The sequence below is a fragment of the Gordonia sp. GONU genome, from assembly GCF_024733855.1.
Lineage (GTDB): Bacteria > Actinomycetota > Actinomycetes > Mycobacteriales > Mycobacteriaceae > Gordonia > Gordonia amicalis.
Window position 1 is genome coordinate 255,244 of the sequence record NZ_JANRHB010000001.1, and the last position, 21,273, is coordinate 276,516.

Consider the following 21,273-nt stretch of genomic DNA (forward strand, 5'->3'; position numbering starts at 1 on the left):
AATCAGAGGTCCATCAGTTCTTCGAGCCCGATGGTCAGACCCGGACGGTCGGCGATGCTGCGCACCCCGAGGAGCACGCCGGGCGCGAACGACGACCGGTCGAGGGAGTCGTGGCGGATGGTGAGGGTCTCGCCCTCTGTGCCCAGCAGCACTTCCTGGTGGGCGACGAGGCCGGCAAGGCGCACCGAGTGGACGTGCACTCCGTCGACCACCGCCCCACGCGCGCCGTCGAGTTCTTCGGTGGTGGCGTCGGGACTCGGTCCGACGCCGGCCTCGGCGCGTGCGCGGCCGATCAGTGCGGCGGTGCGGTAGGCGGTGCCCGACGGCGCGTCGGCCTTGTGCGGATGGTGGAGTTCGACGACCTCCACCGAGTCGTAGTACTTGGCGGCCTGCGCGGCGAACCGCATCGACAGCACCGCGCCGATGGCGAAGTTCGGGGCGATCAGCACGCCGACCTTCGGGTTCTCGGCGAGCCAGCCGCGGACGGTCCCGAGACGTTCCTCGGTGAAGCCGGTGGTGCCGACGACGGCGTGAATCCCGTTGGCGATGAAGAACTTCAGGTTGTCCATGACGACGTCGGGGTGGGTGAAGTCGACGACCACCTCGGTGTCGGTGTCGGAGAAGAACTCCAGCGAGTCGCCCTTGTCGACGCCCACGGTGTAGGTGAGGTCGTCGGCCTTCTCGACCGCCGTGACGATCGCCTGCCCGACCTTGCCCTGGCTACCCAGGACGCCCACCTTGATACCGCTCATGTCCACCCTCTTCGATCTCGACGTGCCAACGGGCCCAGTCTAGTGGCGACCACCTGCTCAGTAGATCGGCGCATCGCCGCGACGATGCTCGAAGACCAGCGACGTGGTGGTGCCCGCGACCTCGCGTCGACTGTTGAGCCGCTCGACGAACTGGCGCAGCGCCTCGGTGTCGGCGGTGGCCACGTGGAGCATGTAGTCGTCGGCACCGGCGAGGAAGAACACGTCGATCACCTCGTCGTAGGCGGCGATCTCGCCGACGAATCGTCGGATCTGACCACGCGCATCGGATTGGAGACTGACCGCGACCATCGCGCGCAGCGGGCGGCCGACGGCGGCCGGGTCGACGTCGGCGAAGAATCCACGGATGACCCCGAGGTCGACGAGCCTGCGCATGCGGCCGTGACACGTCGACGCAGCGATCCCGACGCGTTGGGCCAGCTCACTGTTGGGCATGCGGGCGTCGGACTGCAGGAGCTTCAGCAGTTCGCGGTCGGTTGCGTCGAGGTCTCCGGGCTGAACATCCTTCGGAGTGGCGGGCATCTCAGCCTCCTGATCTGAACCATCTTCACAATTCCGGGGTTCTTGAGAATCTTCCTCGCGCACATTGTGACACTTCCGAAGTTCCTTCACCCTGAAGGCAGGTTATCAGTACAAACTTCGAGACGAGAGTGAGCCTCATGCGCGTCGGCGTCCCCACCGAGATCAAGAACCACGAATACCGCGTCGCCATCACCCCGGCCGGCGTCACCGAACTGCACCATCGCGGGCACGACGTGATCATCCAGGCGGGCGCCGGAGAGGGTTCGGCGATCACCGACAACGATTACAAGGCCGCCGGCGCGCAGATCCTCGGTACGGCCGCCGAGGTGTGGGAGCAGGCCGACCTGCTGCTCAAGGTCAAGGAACCGATCGCCTCGGAGTTCGGCCTGCTGCGGGCGGGCCAGACGATCTTCACCTACCTCCACCTGGCAGCGGGCGAGGAGTGCACCGCGGCCCTGCTCGCCTCCGGCACCACGTCCATCGCCTACGAGATGGTCCGCACCGCCGACGGCGCACTTCCCCTTCTCGCCCCGATGAGTGAGGTCGCCGGACGTCTCGCACCACAGGTCGGTGCCTATCACCTGATGAAGTCCGAGGGCGGTCGCGGCACCCTCATGGGCGGTGTCCCCGGCACCGAGCCCGCCGAGGTCGTCATCATCGGCGGTGGGGTCAGCGGCGTGAACGCCGCGACCATCGCGGTGGGCATGGGCGCGCAGGTCAGCGTCTTCGACCTCGACATCGCCAAACTCCGCGCGATCGACGCGCGCTTCGGCGGCCGCGTCCACACGCGCTACAGCACCCGACTCGCGCTCGACGAGGCGGTGAAGAACGCCGACCTCGTCATCGGCGCCGTCCTCGTCCCCGGCGCGAAGGCACCGGTCCTGGTGCCCAACAGCCTGGTCGCAGAGATGAAGCCCGGCACAGTCCTCGTCGACATCGCCATCGACCAGGGCGGCTGCTTCGAGGACTCGCACCCGACGACGCACGCCGAACCGACCTTCGCCGTGCACGACACCATTTTCTACTGCGTGGCCAACATGCCGGGCACGGTCGCGCGCACGTCGACACAGGCGCTGACCGGCGCGACCCTCCCCTACGTCGTGCGTCTGGCCGATCAGGGCTGGGAGACGGCCTGCGCGGTTGATCCAGCTCTCGCGTCCGGGTTGAGCACCCATGGCGGCGAGCTGTTCACCGCCGAGGTCGGCGAGGCCCTCGGCCTACCGGTCGCGGTTCTGCCGTTCGCACACAACTAGTTCAGAACCGGTGCGCAGTTCAAAACCTGAGCGCAGTTCAAAACCTGAGCGTGGTGGTCCCTCGCCGCTTCCCGCGCCACCCGTAGCGGCGTTCGGTGATCTCGCCGTGGCCGTCGTAGCCGATGCGCAGCACGGTCGACGCCCTCGTGCCGTAACCCGGGATGTTGATGAACTTCGACGACAGGGCCGCCTCGAACTCGGGTCCGACACCGGTGTCGGGCAGACGCACCGGATCGGGCCGGTCCTGGTCGGCCAGCATCGCGAAGTAGTCCTCGTCGGAGGCACCGCCGGCGATCAGGTCGCGCAGCGCAGCAGTACCGTCGACGACCTTCGGCCAGTCGTTGTCGAGCGCACCGTTGGACACGCCGTGCACACCGTCGGCGACCCGTTCGGCCTGCGGGTGCGGTCGGTTCGTCACCCACCAGAGGTCGTCGGCGTCCCCGTTGGTCCCGGTGTCACCGACGAGCAGGTTCACCGGGTCGTAGTCGGCGGCCTGTTCGACGACCCGGTCGGCGAACACCTTCGGGTCATCGCCACCGCCGAGGAAGTCCACCGGCAGCTGCCCACGTGAACGGACGCCCGTGCGTTCCGGCGGACCGACCCGCACGTTCGTCACCATCGCCACACGCCCGGGCACCTCCGCGGAGACACCCAACCAGGTGCCGCCGGCCAGCGCATCGCGTCCGGCCATGATCGGCAGGTCATCCCATCGGGATAGCGCATACGTGCGTCGCCGGTGATACTCGTCGCGGTTGGCCGCGACGATCAGACGATGCTCGGGATGCGCATTCCACGCGAAGAGGATCAGGCACATGGCATCTCAGTTCACCTGGTAGTGGCTCATACCGGCCATTCTGCGCTGGACGCCGGCGATCTCCCGCACCGCCTGGGCCACCAGGCTCCGGTCGAGCGGAGACAGCCGCTTCATCTCCAGGACGTCGGTCGGCGTCTCACCCTGATCGAACTGCGCCACCTGGTACCGCAACCGCACCCGTTGCAGGACGTCGAACACCTCCATCAGCGTCGCTGCATCGCCGGTCGGCAGCAATGCACTGCCCGCGGCGGCCTGCAGCCGTGCCCGCGTGTTCACCTCGGTGGATTCGACGCTCAGTGCCGCCCACCGGGCGATGTTGATCAGCGGAGTCAGCGCATGGGTCTTGAGGTCGAGGGTCCCGCCGCGCCGCGTCAGGACATCGCGCATCGACCGCAGCCGCGCCTTGGTCGACAACGACTCCGCCAGCAGTAGACGCATGGTGCGCGGATCGGCACGCAATGCGCCGATGATCTCGACTCCCGGTGTCGGCGTGGTCGATTCCCGACGTGAACCGGACAGTTCCCGACGCGACGCAAACAGGGGCCGGCCATCGAGGATCAGCGAGGTGAAGATCATCCCCTTGTTCGCCAGCGGTTCGTCGATCCAGCCGCGCGCCGCCGTCTGCCACTGGGCGCGGGTCCGCGAGAACAGGGGCTTCGATGCGACCGCCCCGTTGGTGTCGACGGTCAGCCCGGCACCGCGGAGCAGGTCGTCCAGCTTCTCGAACGCCGTGCGATGGGCGTCGAGGTCAGAACTGCCGAGAGCGTCGTCGAACACCACCGCCGAGTCGACATCGGAACTCAGCACCGGTTCCCGGCGCGCGTTGCTGCCGAGCGACAACCACGTGTAGGCAGCGGGATCGACGCCGGGATGCGGATCGACGACCAATGCCAGGCCCCGCACCACGACGGCGTCGACGATGAGCGATGCGACCCGGGTGACCTCGTGTGCCGGCCGGTCCCGTCGCACGAGATCGGCGACCAGCTGCGGTAGCCGGCGGGCGTGCTCCTGTAGTTCCCCGACCGTCTGCGACCGCGAGATCTGTTCGCGCAGCGGCATACTCGCGCCCGCAGGGTCGGCGACGAAGTCCCCGGCGCCGACTACACCGAGCACCGCCCCGGCGGCATCGCAGACCGGGATGACCGTGAGGTCGCGGTCGACGAGTTCGGTGAGGGCGTCGACCGGCGCCGTCCGGGAGTCGACGACGAACGCCGGACCGTCGATGACCTCACCCACCGGGGTGTCGATGCTTCGTCCGGCGCCGACGACCCGCGCCCGGATGTCGGCGTCGGTGAGCAGCCCGTGGCTCCCCGGTCCGTGTCCGCCCGGTCCTTGTCCAGCGTCGGACAACGGGATCACCACGTAATCCTGACCGCGTTCGGTCATCAGCACCGCGGCCTGCCGCACGGTCATGTCGGCCCGCCCGATCACCGGTGCGGTCCGCAGCAGATCCGCCACGGTTCGCGCGGAAGGTGTGCGCTGCGCGTCGCGGCGGTGCGCGACGGTCAACTGGTCGGACGGACCGTTCATCCCTCGGATGATAGGCGGGCGCGGCCGAGAGTCGAAGACGACACCGGGCCCGCCGTCCGTGATGGACGACGGGCCCGGTGTGGGTTCGATCAGAAGGGATCAGGCGTCGGCGGTGGCCGCTTCGGCAGCCGCGGCCTCGGCCTTGTCTGCGTCGTCGTCGACCGGGACGAGACTGATCTTGCCGCGCTCGTCGATGTCGGCGATCTCCACGCGGAGCTTGGAGCCCACGTTCACGACGTCCTCGACCTTGTTGACGCGCTTGCCCTTACCGAGCTTCGAGATGTGAACGAGGCCGTCGCGACCCGGCAGCAACGACACGAACGCACCGAACGCGGTGGTCTTGACGACGGTGCCGAGGAAACGCTCGCCGACCTTGGGCAGCTGCGGGTTGGCGATCGCGTTGATGCGGTCGATCGCCGCCTGCGCCTTGACGCCATCCGAGGCGCCGACGAACACGGTGCCGTCGTCCTCGATGGAGATGTTGGCGCCGGTCTCCTCGGTGATGCCGTTGATCGTCTTGCCCTTGGGGCCGATCAGTTCGCCGATCTTGTCCATCGGGATCTTGATGGTGGTGATCCGCGGTGCGAACGGGCTCATCTCGTCGGGCTCGTCGATGGCTTCGGCCATGACGTCGAGGATGGTCAGCCGCGCATCCTTGGCCTGGCTGAGCGCACCCGCGAGCACCGGCGAGGGGATGCCGTCGAGCTTGGTGTCGAGCTGCAGGGCGGTCACGAAGTCCTTGGTGCCCGCGACCTTGAAGTCCATGTCGCCGAAGGCGTCTTCGGCGCCGAGGATGTCGGTCAGTGCGACATAACGGGTTTCGCCGTCGACGGTGTCGGAGACGAGGCCCATGGCGATGCCGGCGACCGGGGCGCGCAGCGGCACACCGGCGTTGAGCAGCGACATGGTCGAGGCGCAGACCGAACCCATCGAGGTGGAACCGTTGGAGCCCAACGCCTCCGAGACCTGACGGATCGCGTACGGGAAGTCCTCGACGCTCGGGAGCACCGGCATCAGGGCACGCTCGGCGAGCGCTCCGTGGCCGATCTCGCGACGCTTGGGCGAACCGACGCGGCCGGTCTCACCGGTCGAGTACGGCGGGAAGTTGTAGTGGTGCATGTACCGCTTGGACGTCTCGGGTCCGAGCGAGTCGATCTGCTGCGCCATCTTCACCATGTCGAGGGTGGTGACGCCCATGATCTGGGTCTCGCCACGCTCGAACAGCGCACTGCCGTGGGCGCGCGGGATCACGCCGACCTCGGCGGAGAGTGCACGGATGTCGGTGATGCCGCGACCGTCGATGCGGAAGTGGTCGGTCAGGATGCGCTGGCGCACCAGCTTCTTGGTCAGCGAACGGTAGGCGCCGCCGATCTCCTTCTCACGACCCTCGAACTGCTCACCGAGCTGGGCGAGGATATCGGCCTTGAGCTCGTCGGTCTTGTCGTCGCGCTCCTGCTTGCCGGCGATCGTCAGGATCTCCGCGAGGCGCTCGGTACCGGCGGCGGCGACGGCTTCGTAGACGTCATCCTGGTACGGCGGGTACAGCGGGAACTCGCCGGTGTCCTTGGCAGCGGCCGCGGCCAGCGACTTCTGCGCCTCGCACAGGCGGGCGATGAACGGCTTGGCGGCCTCGAGGCCCTCGGCGACGATGGCCTCGGTCGGTGCCTGCGCGCCACCGGCGATCAGGTCGATGACGTTGTCGGTCGCCTCGGCCTCGACCATCATGATCGCGACGTCGGCGGTGTCGCCTTCACCGCTCACGATGCGGCCCGCGACGACCATGTCGAACACGGCGCCTTCGAGCTGCTCGACGGTCGGGAACGCGACCCACTGACCGGCCTTGTTCTCCTCGGTCGGGATGAGCGCGACGCGCACGCCACCCACCGGGCCGGAGAACGGCAGACCCGCTAGCTGGGTCGACGCCGAGGCGGCATTGATGGCCACGACGTCGTAGAGGTCGTCCGGGTTGAGCGACAGCACGGTCACGACGACCTGGATCTCGTTGCGGAGACCGTCGACGAAGGACGGGCGCAGCGGGCGGTCGATCAGGCGGCAGGTCAGGATCGCGTCGGTCGACGGACGACCCTCGCGACGGAAGAACGACCCGGGGATGCGGCCGGCGGCGTACATCCGCTCCTCGACGTCCACGGTCAGCGGGAAGAAGTCGAAGTGCTCCTTCGGGTGCTTCGACGCCGTGGTGGTCGAGAGCAGCATGTTCTCGTCATCGAGGTAGGCGGTCACCGAACCGGCGGCCTGCAGGGCGAGACGTCCGGTCTCGAACCGGATCGTGCGGGTGCCGAAGCTCCCGTTGTCGATGATCGCGGTGGCCTCGGTGATCGCGTCGTCGTACTCGTCGGTGAAGTCTTCGGTGGTGGTCACATCTGTCATGTGGGGTGGAATCCCTTCGTAGCGGCTGCCGTAAGCGGCCGTCATGATGCGCGGCCACTCAGACATGGCCGCTTGTGCGGTTGAGGGTGGTCATCGCGAGGTGCGCAGCGTGCACCGATGCCGGTGCAGTCGTGCTGTCGAACTCGTCGCACGCGCGGATCGGACCGACCCAGAACGCGCCGAGAAAACACGGCAGCGGGTGAATGGCGCGACGTGTTCGCGCCCGGTTGAGTGCTCAGACGGCCTTCGATCGAAGCGGCCGGAACCTTTGCTCCGGCGGCCACTACCGAGGACCGATCTGGCTCGTCGTCACGCACTGCCATCAGTTCACGGCAACGATCCGTCTGTCAGCCTATCACCGCGTGCTGTCAATACCTCAATATGACGAGCCCGCACACAGACGAAACCGGCCACCTCCCCGATGGGAGGTGGCCGGTCGGCAAGTCTGTTCCGCGCAGGTACGCGATCAGCGACGCAGGCCGAGACGCTCGATGAGCGAACGGTAGCGGTTGATGTCGACCTTGGCGACGTACTTCAGCAGGCGACGACGACGGCCGACGAGCAGCAGCAGACCGCGGCGGCTGTGGTGGTCGTGCTTGTGCTGCTTGAGGTGCTCGGTCAGGTCGACGATGCGCTTGGTCAGCAGCGCGACCTGGGCCTCGGGCGAACCGGTGTCGGTCTCGTGCAGACCGTATTCGGTGAGGATTTCCTTCTTCTGCTCGGCAGTCAATGCCATGGAGATACTCCTGTTTCTCAGTGCCGCGTCTGGAAGTGAACCACTGGTGTGCCACCGCGGACTGCAGCAACACCGACTGATCAGGCTACCTGTCGCCCGGTGCGGACCCAAATCCGTGGATGCTCAGGGCCGCATCGCGGCCGAGCCACCACCACACCAGTGCGACCGCGATGACGCCGATGAGGGCGCCGACGACGATCGCGATCGCGAGGAGGCGACGGGCCACTCCGGCGGACTCGCGACCGGTGAGCGACACACCGACCAGGCCGAGGACGACCGAGGTCAGAGCGGCGGCGAGCATCAGGAACAACCCGGCGGTCGGTTCACCGACGTCGGCGGCCGCCGACGTCGCCCCGATCTGCCCCAGCGGCAGCGTCAGACCGAGAGGCCGCACGGGTACCGCACCGGCCATGACGACGACGCCCACACCGGCCCCGGCGACCAGGGCGAAACCCGGATGAGGCACCCCCACCCGACGCACGACGGCGAACAGGGCCAGGAGACCACCGATGATGATGAGAAGGCCGAGTGCGGTGGTGAACCACCCCAGCGTCAGCTGGGTTCCGAGTGTCTGCGCGTAGTGCCCGTTGTGAACCCCGAAACCGTTCGGGTTGAGCGGTGCGAGCCCCACCGAACCGAGGTCGACCCACTCCATGAAGGTGGCGGCCACGACCACCAGGCCCAGCACGACCGACGCGAGGGCCGCGGCGACCGCCGAGGTCTGCGCGCCACCTGTGCGCGGTGTACTCACGGCGTCTCGGCAGCAGCCAGGATCTCCCTGGTCTTCGCCACGTCGTCGCCCATGGCGGTGACGAGGTCGTCGATCCCGTCGAACTGGACCATGCCGCGGATGCGGTGCACGAAGTCCACGGCCACGTGCTGGCCGTAGAGGTCGGCGTTCTTGTCCAGGACGAAGGCCTCGACGGTGCGGGTGCGCCCGGAGAAGGTCGGGTTGGTGCCCACCGACACCGCCGCATGGTACCGCTCTCCCGGCAGCACCTCGCCGACGGCCGGTCCCACGCCCAGGATCGTGAACCACGCGGCGTACACGCCGTCGGCGGGGATCGCGGCGTACATCGGCGGCGCGACGTTCGCGGTCGGGTACCCGAGATCGCGTCCCCGGCCGTCCCCACGCACCACGACGCCCTCCACCCGGTGCGGGCGGCCGAGCGCCTCGGCGGCGCGGTCCATGTCACCGGCCGCGACGCAGGAACGGATGTAGGTCGACGAGTAGGTCACCGCGTGTTCGCCGAACAGTGAGATGGCCTGCACCTCGAAGCCGAACTTGGCGCCCAGCTCGGTCAGTTTCGCGACGTCGCCGGCGGCCTTGCGCCCGAAGGTGAAGTTGTCCCCCACCACGACGTCGGCGGCATGCAGTGTCTCCACGAGGATGTCGTGGGCGAAGTCCTTGGGCGAGCGCGCGGCGAGTTCCGGGGTGAACGGCATGACGCAGAAGACGTCGATCCCCAGTTCCTCGGCCAGCTCCGCCCGTCGCGTCAGCGTGGTCAGTTGCGGCGGATGGGATCCCGGCCGCACGACCTCCGACGGATGCGGGTCGAAGGTCATCAGCACGGACGGCACCCCGTGCTCTTTGGCCGCCTTCGTGGCGGCATGGATCAGTTCGGCATGCCCACGGTGCACACCGTCGAAGACACCGATGGTGACCACGCACCGTCCCCAGTCCGCGGGGATGTCATCAAGACCTCGCCATCGCAACACGCGACCAGCCTACGGGCAGCACCAGTTCCAAACCACCACCGCCACACGCCTACGAGCGGACGGGGTGTCGACGACGAGATGTCGGCGAGCAGACAAGGTGACGCTAAGCTCATACCCATGCCCAGGGGATCAGACCGTCCGGTGACCGAACTGTCACAGGTCACCCAGGACTATCTGAAGGTCATCTGGACCAGCCAGGAGTGGGAAGACGTCAAGGTCACGACCAAGCTGCTGGCCCAGTCCCTCGGAGTGTCCCCGTCGACGGCCTCGGAGGCCATCCGCAAACTCGCCGATCAGGGCCTGGTCTCCCATGAGCCCTACGGCGCGGTGACGCTGACCGACGAGGGCCGCGAGGCGGCGATCCTGATGGTGCGGCGCCACCGTCTCCTCGAGACCTTCCTCGTCCGCGAACTCGGATACCGCTGGGACGAGGTGCACGACGAGGCCGAGATCCTCGAACACGCCGTCTCGGATCGGCTGATGGCCCGGCTCGACGCGAAACTCGGCTTCCCCGACCGGGATCCGCACGGCGACCCGATCCCCGCACTCGACGGTTCGATCCCCACACCCGCCGCGGCACTGCTCGCCGACCTCGAGGTCGGGGCGTCGGGATGCATCGCCCGCATCTCCGACACCGACCCGGAGATGCTCCGCTACTTCGACGAGGTCGGCGTGGCCCTCGACCGTGTCGTCACCGTCGCCGAGAAGCGGCCCTTCGCCGGCACCATCTCGGTATCCCTCGACGACGCGACGCCGATCGACCTCGGCGACATCGCCGCGCGCGCGATCTTCGTCGTCCCGCGCTAGCGCAGGGTGGCCGGACGCACCACCATCACCGAACCCGCCCGGCGGCCCTTCTCCTGGATGAGCGCGATGGCCTGCTCGTGCGGGTCGACGACCACGTAGACGCCCTTCATGCCGATCGGCTCGAGCCATCGTCCCTGGCTGATGGATTCGGCCTCGTCGTCGCTGATGTCGCGGCGGGGGAAGGACAGCTTCACCGCCTCGTCGATGTCGAGGCTGACGCGGCCGTCCTCGCGGACCTCGTCGAGCGTGCGGGCGTGTTCGAGGGTGAAGGGCCCCACGGCGGTGCGCCGCAACGCGGTCAGATGCCCACCGACGCCGAGCGCGGCACCGAGATCGCGCGCGAGCGACCGGATGTAGGTGCCCGACGAACAGTCCACCGCGACATCGAGATCCACGACGCCCGCGGTGTCGTTGTCGGTGTCCCCCGCACGCCGCGTGGCCAGAACGTCGAATCGTGACACGGTGACCGGCCGGGCCTGCAGGTCGAACTCGGCGCCGGTGCGGACGAGTGCATGCGCGCGCCGGCCGTCGACCTTGATCGCCGAGACCTTCGCCGGAACCTGCTGGATGTCGCCGGTGAGATCGGCGACGGCCGAGGCGATCTCGTCGTCGGTGACACCGGAGGCGTCCGCGGTGGTGAGGATCTCGCCCTCGCGGTCGTCCGTGGTGGTCGAGGCACCGAGCCGGATGGTCGCGGTGTAGGACTTGGTGGTCAGCGACAGCAGACCGAGAAGCTTTGTCGCCCTCTCGATCCCGACGACGAGGACGCCGGTGGCCATCGGGTCGAGGGTGCCGGCGTGACCGACCCGGCGGGTGTCGAAGATCTTGCGGCATCGCGAGACGACATCGTGGCTGGTGATCCCGGCCTGCTTGTCCACGATGAGCAGACCGGCCTTCTCGATGGTTGCGTCGGCCATTCAGACCATCGCGATCGTCGTGGTGATGATGCCCCGCTCGACGAGCCAACGGCCGTGGAACTCAAGCACCGGCGCACCGCCGTCGGCCGCGGCCGGGTCGATGAGGATGCGGGAGATGAACGTCCCGGACGTCTCCGCGGTCTGTTCGAAGGTGATCAGGGCGTCCTCGAAACCCAGCCACCGCTTGGTGATCGGGAACCACGCCTTGTAGGTGGCCTCCTTGGCGCAGAACAGCAACCGGTCCCAGTGCAGGCCGGACGGACGGGTCGCCAGGACCTCACGTTCGGCGGGCAGGCTGGTGTGCTCGAGCACGCCGTCGGGCAACGCGTCGTGCGGTTCGGCGTCCATGCCGAGGGATCGCACGCCCATCGAGTGGGCGACGATCGCCGCGCGGTAGCCGTCGCAGTGCGTGAGACTGCCCACGATGCCGGCCGGCCAGATCGGAGCGCCTTTGTCCCCCTTGAGGATCGGCACCGGCTCGTAACCCAACTCCGCCAGCGCCTGCCGCGCACAGTGACGGGCGGTGGTGAACTCGCGGCGACGCTTCTCGACGGCCTTGCCGATGAGCGCCTGCTCGGCGGGCATCAGGGTCAGTCCGGGCGGATCGTCGAACGCCTCCGCCGAGGCGACCCCGGATGGAAGGAGTTGTTCGATCACCGGTCGTCCTTTCCTGCTTGCCGTTCCACCTGCCGGGTCCGGCGCTCTGCCTGCCGCTGCTCCACACGCGCGCGGAATTCCGCGGCTCGCTCGGCATAGTCGGGCGGCAGGTCGAAGCGCACCCCGTGCTCAGGCAGATCGGTCTCGCCGAGACCATCACCGGGCACGATGTTGCGCATCAACGGATTCGGCAGGCCGCGCCGCTTCCACTCACGCGGATAGCCGACCGACACCTCCTCGAACCGGATGCCGTCATACCAGGTCGTCCGCGGGATGTGCAGGTGCCCGTACACGCAGCACGCGGCGTTGAACTCGGTGTGCCATTCGGCGGTCAGCTCGCTGCCGCACCACAGCGCGAACTCCGGGTAGATGAGCGCATCGCACGGTTCGCGGCGCAACGGCCAGTGGTTGATGAGGACCGTCTTCTCCGACGGATCGAGCGCCTGCAAGCGGCGGCGGGTGATCTCGATGCGTGCCCGGCCCCAGGCGTCGCGGGTCGGGAACGGCTCGGGTGAGAGCAGGAACTCGTCGGTCGCCACCACGTTGCGTTCGCGCGCCAGCGCCAGCGCGGTGAGCTTGTTGGCGGTGCCCTCCGGCCGGAACGTGTAGTCGTACAGCAGGAACATCGGGACCACCCGGACCGGCTCGCCGCCGTCGCCGGGATCGAACAGCGGATAGATGTCCTCGGGGGTCACCACACCGATGTCGCGGCACGCCTGCACCAGATAGTCGTACCGGGCGACACCGAACACCTGCAGCGGGTCCTTGGCCGTGGTGTACAGCTCGTGATTGCCCGGGACCCAGATGACGGTGTGGAAACGGGTCCGCAGGCGGCGGAGCGTGTCGACGATGTCGTCGGTGCGTTCGGCGACGTCACCGGCCACGATGAGCCAGTCCTCCGGCGACGTCGGCCGGATGTCGTCGATGATGTGCTCGTTGCCCCGATGGGCGACGTGCAGATCGCTGATCGCCCACAAAGTTGCCACGAGGATCCATCGTGCCAGAGGTCGTGATCACTCCGTGCCGGGGGCGGTCTCACGTGGGACGATCGAACGGTGGTAGGCAATCGAGGACCTTGGTGGGTGCAGGCGCTGGTGAGTACCGCGATCCTCGTCGCGTTCACCGTCGCCCTCGTGATGTCGCTCTACGCCCTGGATTCGGCGGGCACCGACTCCTGGGCTCGATTCGGCGCGTCGGCAGTCGTGCCGTTCGTGTTCCTGCTGATCACGGCGGCGTGGGCGCGCAGCGGTCTGCGCCTTGCGCTCGTGCTACCCGTGGGACTGCTCCTCCTGGCTCTGGAACGGGTCGCGATCCTCCCCTTCTATCTCGACTCGTCCGTGATCGCCGACTGGAATGCGCGAGTACTCGAAGCGGCGGCGATGGCGAACATCGCCCTGTTCGACAGCGGCGTCGTCATCGTCTGGTCCATCGCCCGGCGACGGTCGGCAGCCACCTGGCTGGGCGTGATCCCGGCGGCCGGGGTGCTTTCCCTGGGGACGTGGGCGATCTACTTCCATCAGCCCGACTTCGGCGCGGACCTCACGAGCGGGGGCACCCTGCCCCTCGGCTACCACGTGGGCGTGGTGACGTTCGAGATCGCGTTCGTGCTCGCGGCGATCCTGATCCTGTGGGCATGCGACGGCATCGGCCTCGCCACGCGGAAACCCCGGGCGGCAGGCGCACCCGCGGCCGCGGCGAGCGTCGAGGACCATCGCGCCACCCAGCTGTACCGGACGCAGGCCCATCAGATCGACCAGCGGGAGACGGAACGGTATCCCGTGTCACCGCCGCCGCTCGCTCAGCCCCCGCGGCGTCCCGACGACCCGTCGTTCCGCACCACGCAGATCAGGCGTCCCGGCGACGGGCAGCGCTGAGCAGGGACGAGGTCAGGTCAAGCGGGTACGACCCCTGCCTGCCGCCACCGGCCGGAACGAATACGCCACACGACGGTCGCGAGCCGGATGACCATGAAGACCACCAGGCCGGACCACACGCCGGCCAGGCCCCAGTCGAAGATCAGCGACAGCCAGATCAGCGGCAGGAACCCGACGAGCGCACCGGTCAGTGTCGCGGTGCGCAGGAAGGCGGCGTCGCCACTGCCGAGGAGCACGCCGTCGAGGGCGAAGACCACGCCGGCGATCGGCAGCATGCCGACGAAGAACCACCAGGGCACCCCGATGGCGTCGAGCACGGCGTCGTCGGTGGTGAAGATGCGCGGGATGAGCGTCGCACCGGCGGCGAAGACGGCGGCCATCGCGGTCGCGGCGACCACCGACACCCCGGTCACGCGGCGGGCCACGGCGTCGGCGATCGTCAGGCGACCACCGCCGAGCGCGGCACCGACGAGTGCCTGGGCGGCGATCGCGACCGAGTCGAGGAACAGCGCCATGAACTCCCAGAGCTGCAGTACGAGCTGATGGGCCGCGACCTGTGCGACGCCGAACCGGGCGGCCACCGCGGCGGCCGAGACGAAACAGATCTGGAACGAGAGACTGCGCACGATCAGATCGCGTGCCATCGCGAGCTGGGCGACGATGATCGGACGGTCCGGTCGGAACCCCTGCGACTCCCCTGACGCCTCGCGGATCACCCGCACCGCGAACAGCATGCCCGTGACCCCTTGCCCGATCACGTTCGCGACGGCGCTACCCGGAAGGCCGAGACGCGGAAACGGTCCGATGCCGTGCACGAGGCCGACGACCAGAACCGCCGCGAGCGACAGCCCGATGACCACGTAGAAGACCGGCCGGCGCGTGTCCTGCACGCCGCGCATCCAGCCGTTGCCGGCCATCGACAGCAGGATCAGCGGCACCCCGAACATCGCGATCCGCAACCAGTGTGCGGCGTCGGCGGCCACCGCGGCCGAATCCGGCGACGATGCGCCGACGAGCAACCTCATGACCGCGGGCGCGAGCGGATAGGCGACCGCGACGATCACCACACCGACGGCGACCGCGATCCAGCTGGCCTGGACGCCCTCGTGCACCGCACCGGCCCGATCACCCGCGCCGAACCTGCGCGCCGCACGGGCCGTGGTGCCGTACGACAGGAAGGTGAGCTGGGTGCTGACGATCGAGAGGACCAGCGTTCCGACGCCGAGCGCGGCGAGCTGCTCGCCGCCGAGACGACCGACGACCGCGAGGTCGAGAAGCAGGTAGAGCGGTGGTGCGATCAGGACCGCGAGCGCCGAGACGGTCAGCGTCGCGATCCGCGCGACACCCGCATCATCGCTCAGAGCGACTCCAACAATCTCGCGACCACCTCGTCGGCGGTGCCGGTGTCGCTGTAACCGGACGCCTGCCGATGTCCGCCGCCGCCATGGGCGCGGGCGATCGGAACGAGGTCGACGACGTCCTTGGACCGCAGCGACACCGTCCAGACGCCGGGCGCACTCTCTTTGAACACCGCGGCCACCTCGGCGTCGCGGGCGGTCCGGATGGTGTCCACGACGCTCTCGGACTCTTCCCAGCTCATTCCGGCGAGGGCCCGCTGGTCGACGATCGCGTAGACGAGTCCCTCGCCGTTGCACGCCGACGGGACCAGCTTCGCCGACGCCAGCACGTCCGACATCATGGCGAACCACTCGAACGGATGCGAATCGAAGAGGATGCGGCTCCACTTGCGTGCGTCGACGCCGGTCTCCAGCAGGCGCGCCGCGATCCGGAAGGACTGCGGTCGGGCCCAGCGGAAGGACCCGGTGTCGGTGGTCAGCCCGGCGTAGATACAGGTGGCGATGTCGGCGTCGAGATCGACCCCGAGTTCGTCGAGGACGTCGAGCACGAGGACCGACGTGCAGTCGGCGGCCGGGTCGATGAGATCGAGGTCGCCGAAACCGGGATTCGACGCGTGATGGTCGATGGTGATCGAGGTGTCGGCCGCACTGAAGACGGCGCCCAGCGAGTCGAGGCGCTCGAGGTTCGCGGCATCGACCGACACCACCACCGGGTGCCCGATCACCTGGTTCGGTGAACACAGGAGCTTGCTGCCGGGCAGACCGCCGAGCGATGCCGGTAGCTGTTCGGCACCGGGATAGGACACCTCGACGTCGACGCCACGCCGGTCGAGGGCCAGTCCCAGTGCGAGACCGCTGCCGATCGTGTCCGCATCCGGGCGGACGTGACAGCAGATGGTCACCGCCGATGCGGTCGCCAGCTCTGCGGCGATCGCGGCACTCGCCGAAGCGTTCACTCGTCGTCGCCGGCGTCGTCTGCCGAACGGTAGGGATCGGCGTCACCGGCCGGTGACGCCTCTGCCCGACGCCGTGCGACGAGTTCGTCGTTGGCGCGGGCGCGTGCGACGAGCTCCTCCATCTGACGAGCCGCGTCGGGCACCGTGTCGAGGACGAAACGCAGGGTCGGGGTGAAGCGGACGCCGGTTCCGGCACCGACCTTGGACCGCAGCACGCCGGTCGCCTTGGCCAGTCCGGCCGCGGCGGCGTCGTAGTCGGGTTCGGCGTCGATGGATTCACCCATCACCGTGTAGTAGACGGTCGCGTCGTGCAGATCATTGGTCACGCGGGTGTCGGTGACCGTCACGTAGGCCAGGCGCGGGTCCTTGATCTCGGAGGCGATCGCCGAGGCGACGATCGTCGAGATCCGCTTGGCCAGTCGCTGTGCCCGTGCTGGATCAGCCATCGGGAGTCCTTCCGTAAGCGGTGCCGTGCGCGCCGTCCCCTGGTCGGGAACGACGCGCACGGCAGCGGGTCGAGAGTTTTCTTACGAGAGCTCGGAGCCCACGCGCATCAGTCGCGCGGCTTCTCCTGCAGCTCGTAGGTCTCGATCACGTCGTCCACCTTGATGTCCGAGTAGGTCAGCGTGAGACCACATTCGTAGCCTTCGCGAACCTCGGTGGCATCGTCCTTCTCGCGCTTGAGCGAGGACACGGTGAGGTTCTCGGCGACCACGACGTTGTCACGCAGCAGGCGCGCCTTCGCGTTGCGGCGCATGATGCCCGACTGGACGAGGCAACCGGCGATGTTGCCGACCTTCGACGACTTGAAGATGGCGCGGATCTCGGCGCGGCCGAGCTCCACCTCTTCGTAGATCGGCTTGAGCATGCCCTTGAGCGCGCTCTCGATCTCGTCGATGGCCTGGTAGATCACCGAGTAGTACCGGATGTCGACACCCTCGCGGTTGGCCAGCTCGGTGGCCTTGCCCTCCGCGCGGACATTGAAGCCGATGATGATCGCATCCGATGCCGCCGCCAGGTTGACGTTGGTCTCGGTGACACCACCGACACCGCGGTCGATGATGCGCAGCGACACCTCGTCGCCCATCTCGATACCCAGCAGGGCCTCTTCGAGGGCCTCGACCGTACCCGAGTTGTCACCCTTGAGGATGAGGTTGAGCTGGCTGGTCTCCTTGAGAGCCGAATCCAGGTCTTCCAGGCTGATCCGCTTGCGGCTGCGCGCGGCCAGCGCGTTGCGCTTGCGCGCGTTGCGACGGTCGGCGATCTGCCGGGCGATGCGGTCCTCCTCGACCACGAGCAGGTTGTCACCTGCACCGGGGACCGAGGTGAAACCGATGACCTGGACCGGACGCGACGGCAGTGCCTCGGGGACGTCCTCGCCGTGCTCGTCGACCATGCGACGGACACGACCGTAGGCGTCACCGGCGACGATCGAGTCGCCGACGCGGAGGGTGCCGCGCTGGACCAGCACGGTCGCCACCGGGCCACGGCCGCGGTCGAGGTGCGCCTCGATGGCGACACCCTGGGCATCCATGTCCGGGTTGGCACGCAGGTCGAGCGATGCGTCCGCGGTGAGCAGCACGGCCTCGAGCAGTGCGTCGATGTTCTCGCCCTGCTTGGCCGAGATGTCGACGAACATCGCGTCGCCGCCGTACTCCTCGGGCACCAGACCGTACTCGGTCAGCTGTCCGCGGATCTTCTGCGGATCCGCACCTTCCTTGTCGATCTTGTTCACCGCGACCACGATCGGGACGTCGGCCGCCTGGGCGTGGTTGACCGCTTCCACCGTCTGCGGCATGACGCCGTCGTCGGCCGCGACCACGAGGATCGCGATGTCGGTCGCCTTCGCGCCACGGGCACGCATGGCGGTGAACGCCTCGTGACCCGGGGTATCGATGAACGTGATCAGGCGATCCTCACCGTTGAGGTGGGTGTTCACCTGGTAGGCACCGATGTGCTGCGTGATACCGCCGGCCTCGCCCTCGCGGACGTTCGCCTTACGGATCGTGTCGAGCAGTCGGGTCTTACCGTGATCGACGTGGCCCATGACGGTGACCACCGGCGGGCGCTGTTCGAGATCTTCCTCGCCGCCCTCGTCCTCGCCATAGGTGAGGTCGAAGCTGCCGAGCAGCTCGCGGTCCTCGTCCTCCGGGCTGACGACCTGGACGCGGTAGTTCATCTCCGAGCCCAGCAGCTCGAGCGTCTCGTCGTTGACCGACTCGGTCGCCGTCACCATCTCGCCGAGGTTGAACAGCGCCTGGACCAGCGATGCCGGGTTGGCGTCGATCTTGTCGGCGAAGTCGGAGAGCGAGGCACCACGTGCGAGACGGATGATCTCGCCGTTGCCGCGCGGCAGCCGGACGCCACCGACGGCCGGTGCTTGCATGCTCTCGTACTCGGCGCGTTTTGCGCGCTTCGACTTGCGACCCTTGCGGGGGGCGCCGCCGGGACGACCGAACGCACCGGCTGCACCGCCGCGGCCACGACCGCCGCCGCCACCGGGACGACCGCGGAAGCCACCACCTGCGGGTGCACCGGGTGCGCCGCCGCCACCGGGTCCGCCGCGGTAACCGCCGCCGCCGGCGCCTCCGCCACGGCCGCCGCCGGCACCGCCGCGACCACCCGGACGGGCGTCAGGACGCGCCGCGCGCGAGGGCATCGCGCCGGGGCTGGGGCGAGGGGGCATGTTGCCCGGGTTGGGACGCGGACCACCCTGGCCGGGTGCGGGACGACCGCCACCGGGACGGGGTCCGCCCTGGCCGGCGGGACCGGGACGACCGCCACCGGGACGCGGACCGCCCTGGCCGGGGCCGGGACGAGCCGCCGGGCGCGGCGCGGGAGCCGGGGCCGACGAATACGGGTTGTTGCCGACGCGCGGAGCACGCGGGCCGGGCTTGGGGCCGGGACGGGGACCCGGGGCCTTGGTCGGCGGCGTGGGAGCTGCCGACGCGGCCGGGGCCGCAGGTGCCGGTGCCGGCTTGGGACCGCCTGGGGCGGGGGCCGGACTGGGACGCTCGGCCGCAGCCGGTGCGGGGGTCTCGACCGGGGCTGGACCCGGCTTCGGGCCGCCCGGCTTGGGTGCGCCGGTCTGGGGTGCGCCGGTCTGGGGTGCGCCGGTCTGGGGCGCGGTGGACTGGGGTCCCGGGGTGGGACGACCCGCCGCCGGCGCTGCCGGGGCGGCTCCGGGCTTCGGCGCACCGGACGGCTTGGGTCCGGGCTTGGCCGACTGGCGAGGACCGGGTGCCGACGACGAACCGCCGTCCTTGCTCACCCCGTCCTTGCCTGGGAATGATTCACGCAGTCGACGGGCCACTGGGGCCTCTACCGTCGACGACGCCGATTTGACGAACTCGCCCTGTTCTTTAAGGCGCTCGAGCACCTGCTTGCTCGTCACGCCGAGCTCTTTGGCCAGTTCGTGCACGCGGGCTTTGCCTGCCACTGCTCTCCTTTGTTGGAGGCCAAGCGGCTAACCCGCTACGGCCTCGATTTATGTCCGGTACATGCTCATCGTGGGGACTTCACGGTGTGCTCATGTCTTCTGCAACCTGTTCCGGCTCCGAGGAGCCATCTTTTAGTGGGTGATCACGCCGAGCTGTTCGGCGAGATCTTCCGGGTCCGCGGTCAGACCGGGGGTCCGGAGTGCCGCGGCGAAGGCCCTGCGTCGCGTCGCGACAGAGATGCACTCCGCCCTCGCATGCAACCAAGCGCCACGTCCCGGCATGGTCTTCGCGGGATCGACCACGAGGCCGGTGGTGTCGTCACACTTCTGCGCGACGACGCGTACCAACTCGGTGATCTCTGCCCGTTGCCGACAACCGACACACATCCGGACGGGCCTGTGGTTGGTTGACGTGCGGGGGGCGGAACGCTGAACCATCGATCAGTCTAGCGCGATCGTGCCGGTCGCGAACAATCGGCTGTCACACGCGTCACTCGGCGGCTCCTTCGACCGCAGGCGCGGCGTCGGAGCGGATGTCGATCCGCCAACCGGTCAGCCGGGCGGCCAACCGGGCATTCTGCCCTTCCTTGCCGATGGCGAGGGAGAGCTGATAGTCGGGGACGACGACGCGGGCCGCCTTCGCGGCCGCGTCGACCACGGTGACCGATACAACCTTCGCAGGCGACAGCGCATTCCCCACGAACACCCCGGGATCGGTGTCGTAGTCGATGATGTCGATCTTCTCGCCGGCGAGTTCGCTCATCACGTTGCGCACGCGCTGTCCCATCGGGCCGATACAGGCACCCTTGGCGTTGAGCCCGGCCACACCGGTGTGCACGGCGATCTTGGAGCGGTGGCCGGCCTCGCGGGCGACCGCGACGATCTCGACCGAGCCGTCCTCGATCTCGGGCACCTCGAGTGAGAACAGCTTGCGGACCAGGTTCGGATGGGTTCGCGAGAGCGTGATCTGGGGTCCGCGGGGGCCGCGGCTCACGCCGACGACGTAGCACTTGATGCGGTCACCGTGGGTGTAGACCTCGCCGGGTACCTGCTCGGCGGGCGGGATGACGCCCTCGGTGCTGTTGGCGTCGCTGCCGATCTGGACCACGACCATGCCGCGGGCGTTGGCGCGGGAGTCCTGCTGGACGACGCCGCCGACGATTTCGCCCTCGTGGGCGACGAGGTCACCGAAGTTCTTCTCGTTCTCCGCGTCGCGCAGCCGCTGCAGAATGACCTGGCGCGCGGTGGTGGCCGCGATCCGGCCGAAGCCCTCGGGGGTGTCGTCCCACTCGTGGACGACGTCGCCGTTCTGGTCGACCTCCTGCGCCATCACCCGGACGGCACCCGACTTGCGGTTGATGTCGACCCGCGCGTGCGGCGCGAAGCCGTCGGTGTGACGGTAGGCGGTCAGCAGGGCGGTCTCGATGGCGGTGATGACCGTCTCGATCGAGATGCCCTTGTCGGCCTCGATCATGCGCAGTGCGCCGATGTCGATGTTCATGCGATCTGGCTCCTATTCACTTGTCCCCCGCT

20 protein-coding genes are annotated in these 21,273 nt (G+C 68.6%); 3 read left to right on the plus strand and 17 right to left on the minus strand.

Annotation, left to right across the window (positions count from 1 at the left end; all coding sequences use genetic code 11):
• Positions 1–2: 2 nt before the first annotated feature.
• Both dapB and NWF34_RS01180 read right to left on the minus strand, forming a co-directional pair.
• Entirely contained in the window at positions 3–752 is a 750-nt protein-coding gene (gene dapB / locus NWF34_RS01175) for a 4-hydroxy-tetrahydrodipicolinate reductase (RefSeq protein WP_024498457.1), read from the minus strand.
• Positions 753–809: 57 nt separating this feature from the next.
• Positions 810–1,292: an Lrp/AsnC family transcriptional regulator gene (locus NWF34_RS01180; RefSeq protein WP_024498456.1), complete on the minus strand. Its 483-nt coding sequence runs from the start codon at positions 1,290–1,292 to the stop codon at positions 810–812.
• A 137-nt stretch (positions 1,293–1,429) separates the two neighbouring features.
• On the opposite strand from NWF34_RS01180, the gene ald reads away from it, so the two are divergent.
• Entirely contained in the window at positions 1,430–2,545 is a 1,116-nt protein-coding gene (ald, locus tag NWF34_RS01185) for an alanine dehydrogenase (RefSeq protein ID WP_024498455.1), read from the plus strand.
• A gap of 37 nt (positions 2,546–2,582) precedes the next feature.
• On the opposite strand, the gene NWF34_RS01190 is transcribed toward ald, so the two are convergent.
• The 6 genes from NWF34_RS01190 to NWF34_RS01215 all read right to left on the minus strand — a co-directional run bounded on the left by NWF34_RS01190 (position 2,583) and on the right by NWF34_RS01215 (position 9,732).
• A complete protein-coding gene (locus tag NWF34_RS01190) occupies positions 2,583–3,359 on the minus strand; it encodes an NRDE family protein (RefSeq protein ID WP_258324058.1) in 777 nt (258 codons plus the stop codon).
• Between the two features lie 6 nt (positions 3,360–3,365).
• Positions 3,366–4,889, minus strand: a complete 1,524-nt coding sequence (locus NWF34_RS01195; protein WP_258324059.1) for a putative nucleotidyltransferase substrate binding domain-containing protein — start codon at positions 4,887–4,889, stop codon at positions 3,366–3,368.
• 99 nt (positions 4,890–4,988) lie between these two features.
• Positions 4,989–7,277, minus strand: coding sequence for a polyribonucleotide nucleotidyltransferase (locus NWF34_RS01200; RefSeq protein ID WP_258324060.1), 2,289 nt, complete (start codon positions 7,275–7,277; stop codon positions 4,989–4,991).
• A 466-nt stretch (positions 7,278–7,743) separates the two neighbouring features.
• Positions 7,744–8,013 carry a 30S ribosomal protein S15 gene (gene rpsO / locus NWF34_RS01205; RefSeq protein WP_006436419.1) on the minus strand — a complete coding sequence of 90 codons (270 nt, stop codon included), beginning with the start codon at positions 8,011–8,013 and terminating at the stop codon, positions 7,744–7,746.
• 85 nt (positions 8,014–8,098) lie between these two features.
• On the minus strand, positions 8,099–8,764 hold the full coding sequence (locus NWF34_RS01210; protein WP_258324061.1) for a hypothetical protein: 666 nt from the start codon (positions 8,762–8,764) through the stop codon (positions 8,099–8,101).
• Positions 8,761–9,732 carry a bifunctional riboflavin kinase/FAD synthetase gene (locus tag NWF34_RS01215; RefSeq protein ID WP_258324062.1) on the minus strand — a complete coding sequence of 324 codons (972 nt, stop codon included), beginning with the start codon at positions 9,730–9,732 and terminating at the stop codon, positions 8,761–8,763. Before NWF34_RS01215 ends, NWF34_RS01210 begins: the two co-directional genes overlap by 4 nt.
• 117 nt (positions 9,733–9,849) lie before the next feature.
• Here NWF34_RS01215 and NWF34_RS01220 point away from each other — a divergent pair, with 117 nt between their 5' ends.
• Positions 9,850–10,539: a metal-dependent transcriptional regulator gene (locus NWF34_RS01220; RefSeq protein ID WP_006436416.1), complete on the plus strand. Its 690-nt coding sequence runs from the start codon at positions 9,850–9,852 to the stop codon at positions 10,537–10,539.
• Here the strand turns inward: NWF34_RS01220 and truB are convergent.
• Genes truB through NWF34_RS01235 form a run of 3 tightly spaced genes read right to left on the minus strand, consistent with a single transcriptional unit; the run spans position 10,536 to position 13,099 of the window.
• The gene (truB, locus tag NWF34_RS01225; protein ID WP_024498449.1) at positions 10,536–11,456 is read right to left on the minus strand and encodes a tRNA pseudouridine(55) synthase TruB; all 921 of its coding nucleotides are present in this window, start codon (positions 11,454–11,456) and stop codon (positions 10,536–10,538) included. The two genes, NWF34_RS01220 and truB, sit on opposite strands and share 4 nt — an antisense overlap.
• On the minus strand, positions 11,457–12,113 hold the full coding sequence (locus tag NWF34_RS01230; RefSeq protein ID WP_024498448.1) for a 4'-phosphopantetheinyl transferase: 657 nt from the start codon (positions 12,111–12,113) through the stop codon (positions 11,457–11,459).
• Complete coding sequence (locus NWF34_RS01235) at positions 12,110–13,099, minus strand: metallophosphoesterase (RefSeq protein ID WP_024498447.1); 990 nt, start codon at positions 13,097–13,099, stop codon at positions 12,110–12,112. The genes NWF34_RS01230 and NWF34_RS01235 overlap by 4 nt, the downstream gene beginning before the upstream one ends.
• Positions 13,100–13,207: 108 nt before the next feature.
• Here NWF34_RS01235 and NWF34_RS01240 point away from each other — a divergent pair, with 108 nt between their 5' ends.
• Positions 13,208–13,987, plus strand: a complete 780-nt coding sequence (locus tag NWF34_RS01240) for a hypothetical protein (protein WP_258324063.1) — start codon at positions 13,208–13,210, stop codon at positions 13,985–13,987.
• A 17-nt stretch (positions 13,988–14,004) separates the two neighbouring features.
• Here the strand turns inward: NWF34_RS01240 and NWF34_RS01245 are convergent, their stop codons facing one another.
• From NWF34_RS01245 to nusA, 6 genes are all read right to left on the minus strand, one after another.
• Entirely contained in the window at positions 14,005–15,321 is a 1,317-nt protein-coding gene (locus NWF34_RS01245; RefSeq protein WP_375295609.1) for an MATE family efflux transporter, read from the minus strand.
• A 23-nt stretch (positions 15,322–15,344) separates the two neighbouring features.
• The gene (locus NWF34_RS01250; protein WP_024498443.1) at positions 15,345–16,301 is read right to left on the minus strand and encodes a bifunctional oligoribonuclease/PAP phosphatase NrnA; all 957 of its coding nucleotides are present in this window, start codon (positions 16,299–16,301) and stop codon (positions 15,345–15,347) included.
• The gene (rbfA, locus tag NWF34_RS01255; RefSeq protein WP_006436409.1) at positions 16,298–16,747 is read right to left on the minus strand and encodes a 30S ribosome-binding factor RbfA; all 450 of its coding nucleotides are present in this window, start codon (positions 16,745–16,747) and stop codon (positions 16,298–16,300) included. The genes NWF34_RS01250 and rbfA overlap by 4 nt, the downstream gene beginning before the upstream one ends.
• A gap of 107 nt (positions 16,748–16,854) precedes the next feature.
• Complete coding sequence (gene infB, locus NWF34_RS01260; protein WP_024498442.1) at positions 16,855–19,740, minus strand: translation initiation factor IF-2; 2,886 nt, start codon at positions 19,738–19,740, stop codon at positions 16,855–16,857.
• Positions 19,741–19,872: 132 nt separating this feature from the next.
• Positions 19,873–20,127 carry a YlxR family protein gene (locus NWF34_RS01265; RefSeq protein ID WP_024498441.1) on the minus strand — a complete coding sequence of 85 codons (255 nt, stop codon included), beginning with the start codon at positions 20,125–20,127 and terminating at the stop codon, positions 19,873–19,875.
• 103 nt (positions 20,128–20,230) lie between these two features.
• On the minus strand, positions 20,231–21,241 hold the full coding sequence (gene nusA / locus NWF34_RS01270; protein WP_006436405.1) for a transcription termination factor NusA: 1,011 nt from the start codon (positions 21,239–21,241) through the stop codon (positions 20,231–20,233).
• Positions 21,242–21,273 lie beyond the last annotated feature (32 nt).

Excerpts from the sequence above, each read along its gene's own strand:
- rpsO (WP_006436419.1), bottom strand. The coding sequence starts at position 8,013 with ATGGCATTGACTGCCGAGCAGAAGAAGGAAATCCTCACCGAATACGGT.
- NWF34_RS01220 (WP_006436416.1), top strand. The coding sequence starts at position 9,850 with ATGCCCAGGGGATCAGACCGTCCGGTGACCGAACTGTCACAGGTCACC.
- dapB (WP_024498457.1), bottom strand. The coding sequence starts at position 752 with ATGAGCGGTATCAAGGTGGGCGTCCTGGGTAGCCAGGGCAAGGTCGGG.
- NWF34_RS01200 (WP_258324060.1), bottom strand. The coding sequence starts at position 7,277 with ATGACAGATGTGACCACCACCGAAGACTTCACCGACGAGTACGACGAC.
- nusA (WP_006436405.1), bottom strand. The coding sequence starts at position 21,241 with ATGAACATCGACATCGGCGCACTGCGCATGATCGAGGCCGACAAGGGC.
- ald (WP_024498455.1), top strand. The coding sequence starts at position 1,430 with ATGCGCGTCGGCGTCCCCACCGAGATCAAGAACCACGAATACCGCGTC.
- NWF34_RS01190 (WP_258324058.1), bottom strand. The coding sequence starts at position 3,359 with ATGTGCCTGATCCTCTTCGCGTGGAATGCGCATCCCGAGCATCGTCTG.
- truB (WP_024498449.1), bottom strand. The coding sequence starts at position 11,456 with ATGGCCGACGCAACCATCGAGAAGGCCGGTCTGCTCATCGTGGACAAG.
- NWF34_RS01180 (WP_024498456.1), bottom strand. The coding sequence starts at position 1,292 with ATGCCCGCCACTCCGAAGGATGTTCAGCCCGGAGACCTCGACGCAACC.
- rbfA (WP_006436409.1), bottom strand. The coding sequence starts at position 16,747 with ATGGCTGATCCAGCACGGGCACAGCGACTGGCCAAGCGGATCTCGACG.
- NWF34_RS01195 (WP_258324059.1), bottom strand. The coding sequence starts at position 4,889 with ATGAACGGTCCGTCCGACCAGTTGACCGTCGCGCACCGCCGCGACGCG.
- NWF34_RS01265 (WP_024498441.1), bottom strand. The coding sequence starts at position 20,127 with ATGTGTGTCGGTTGTCGGCAACGGGCAGAGATCACCGAGTTGGTACGC.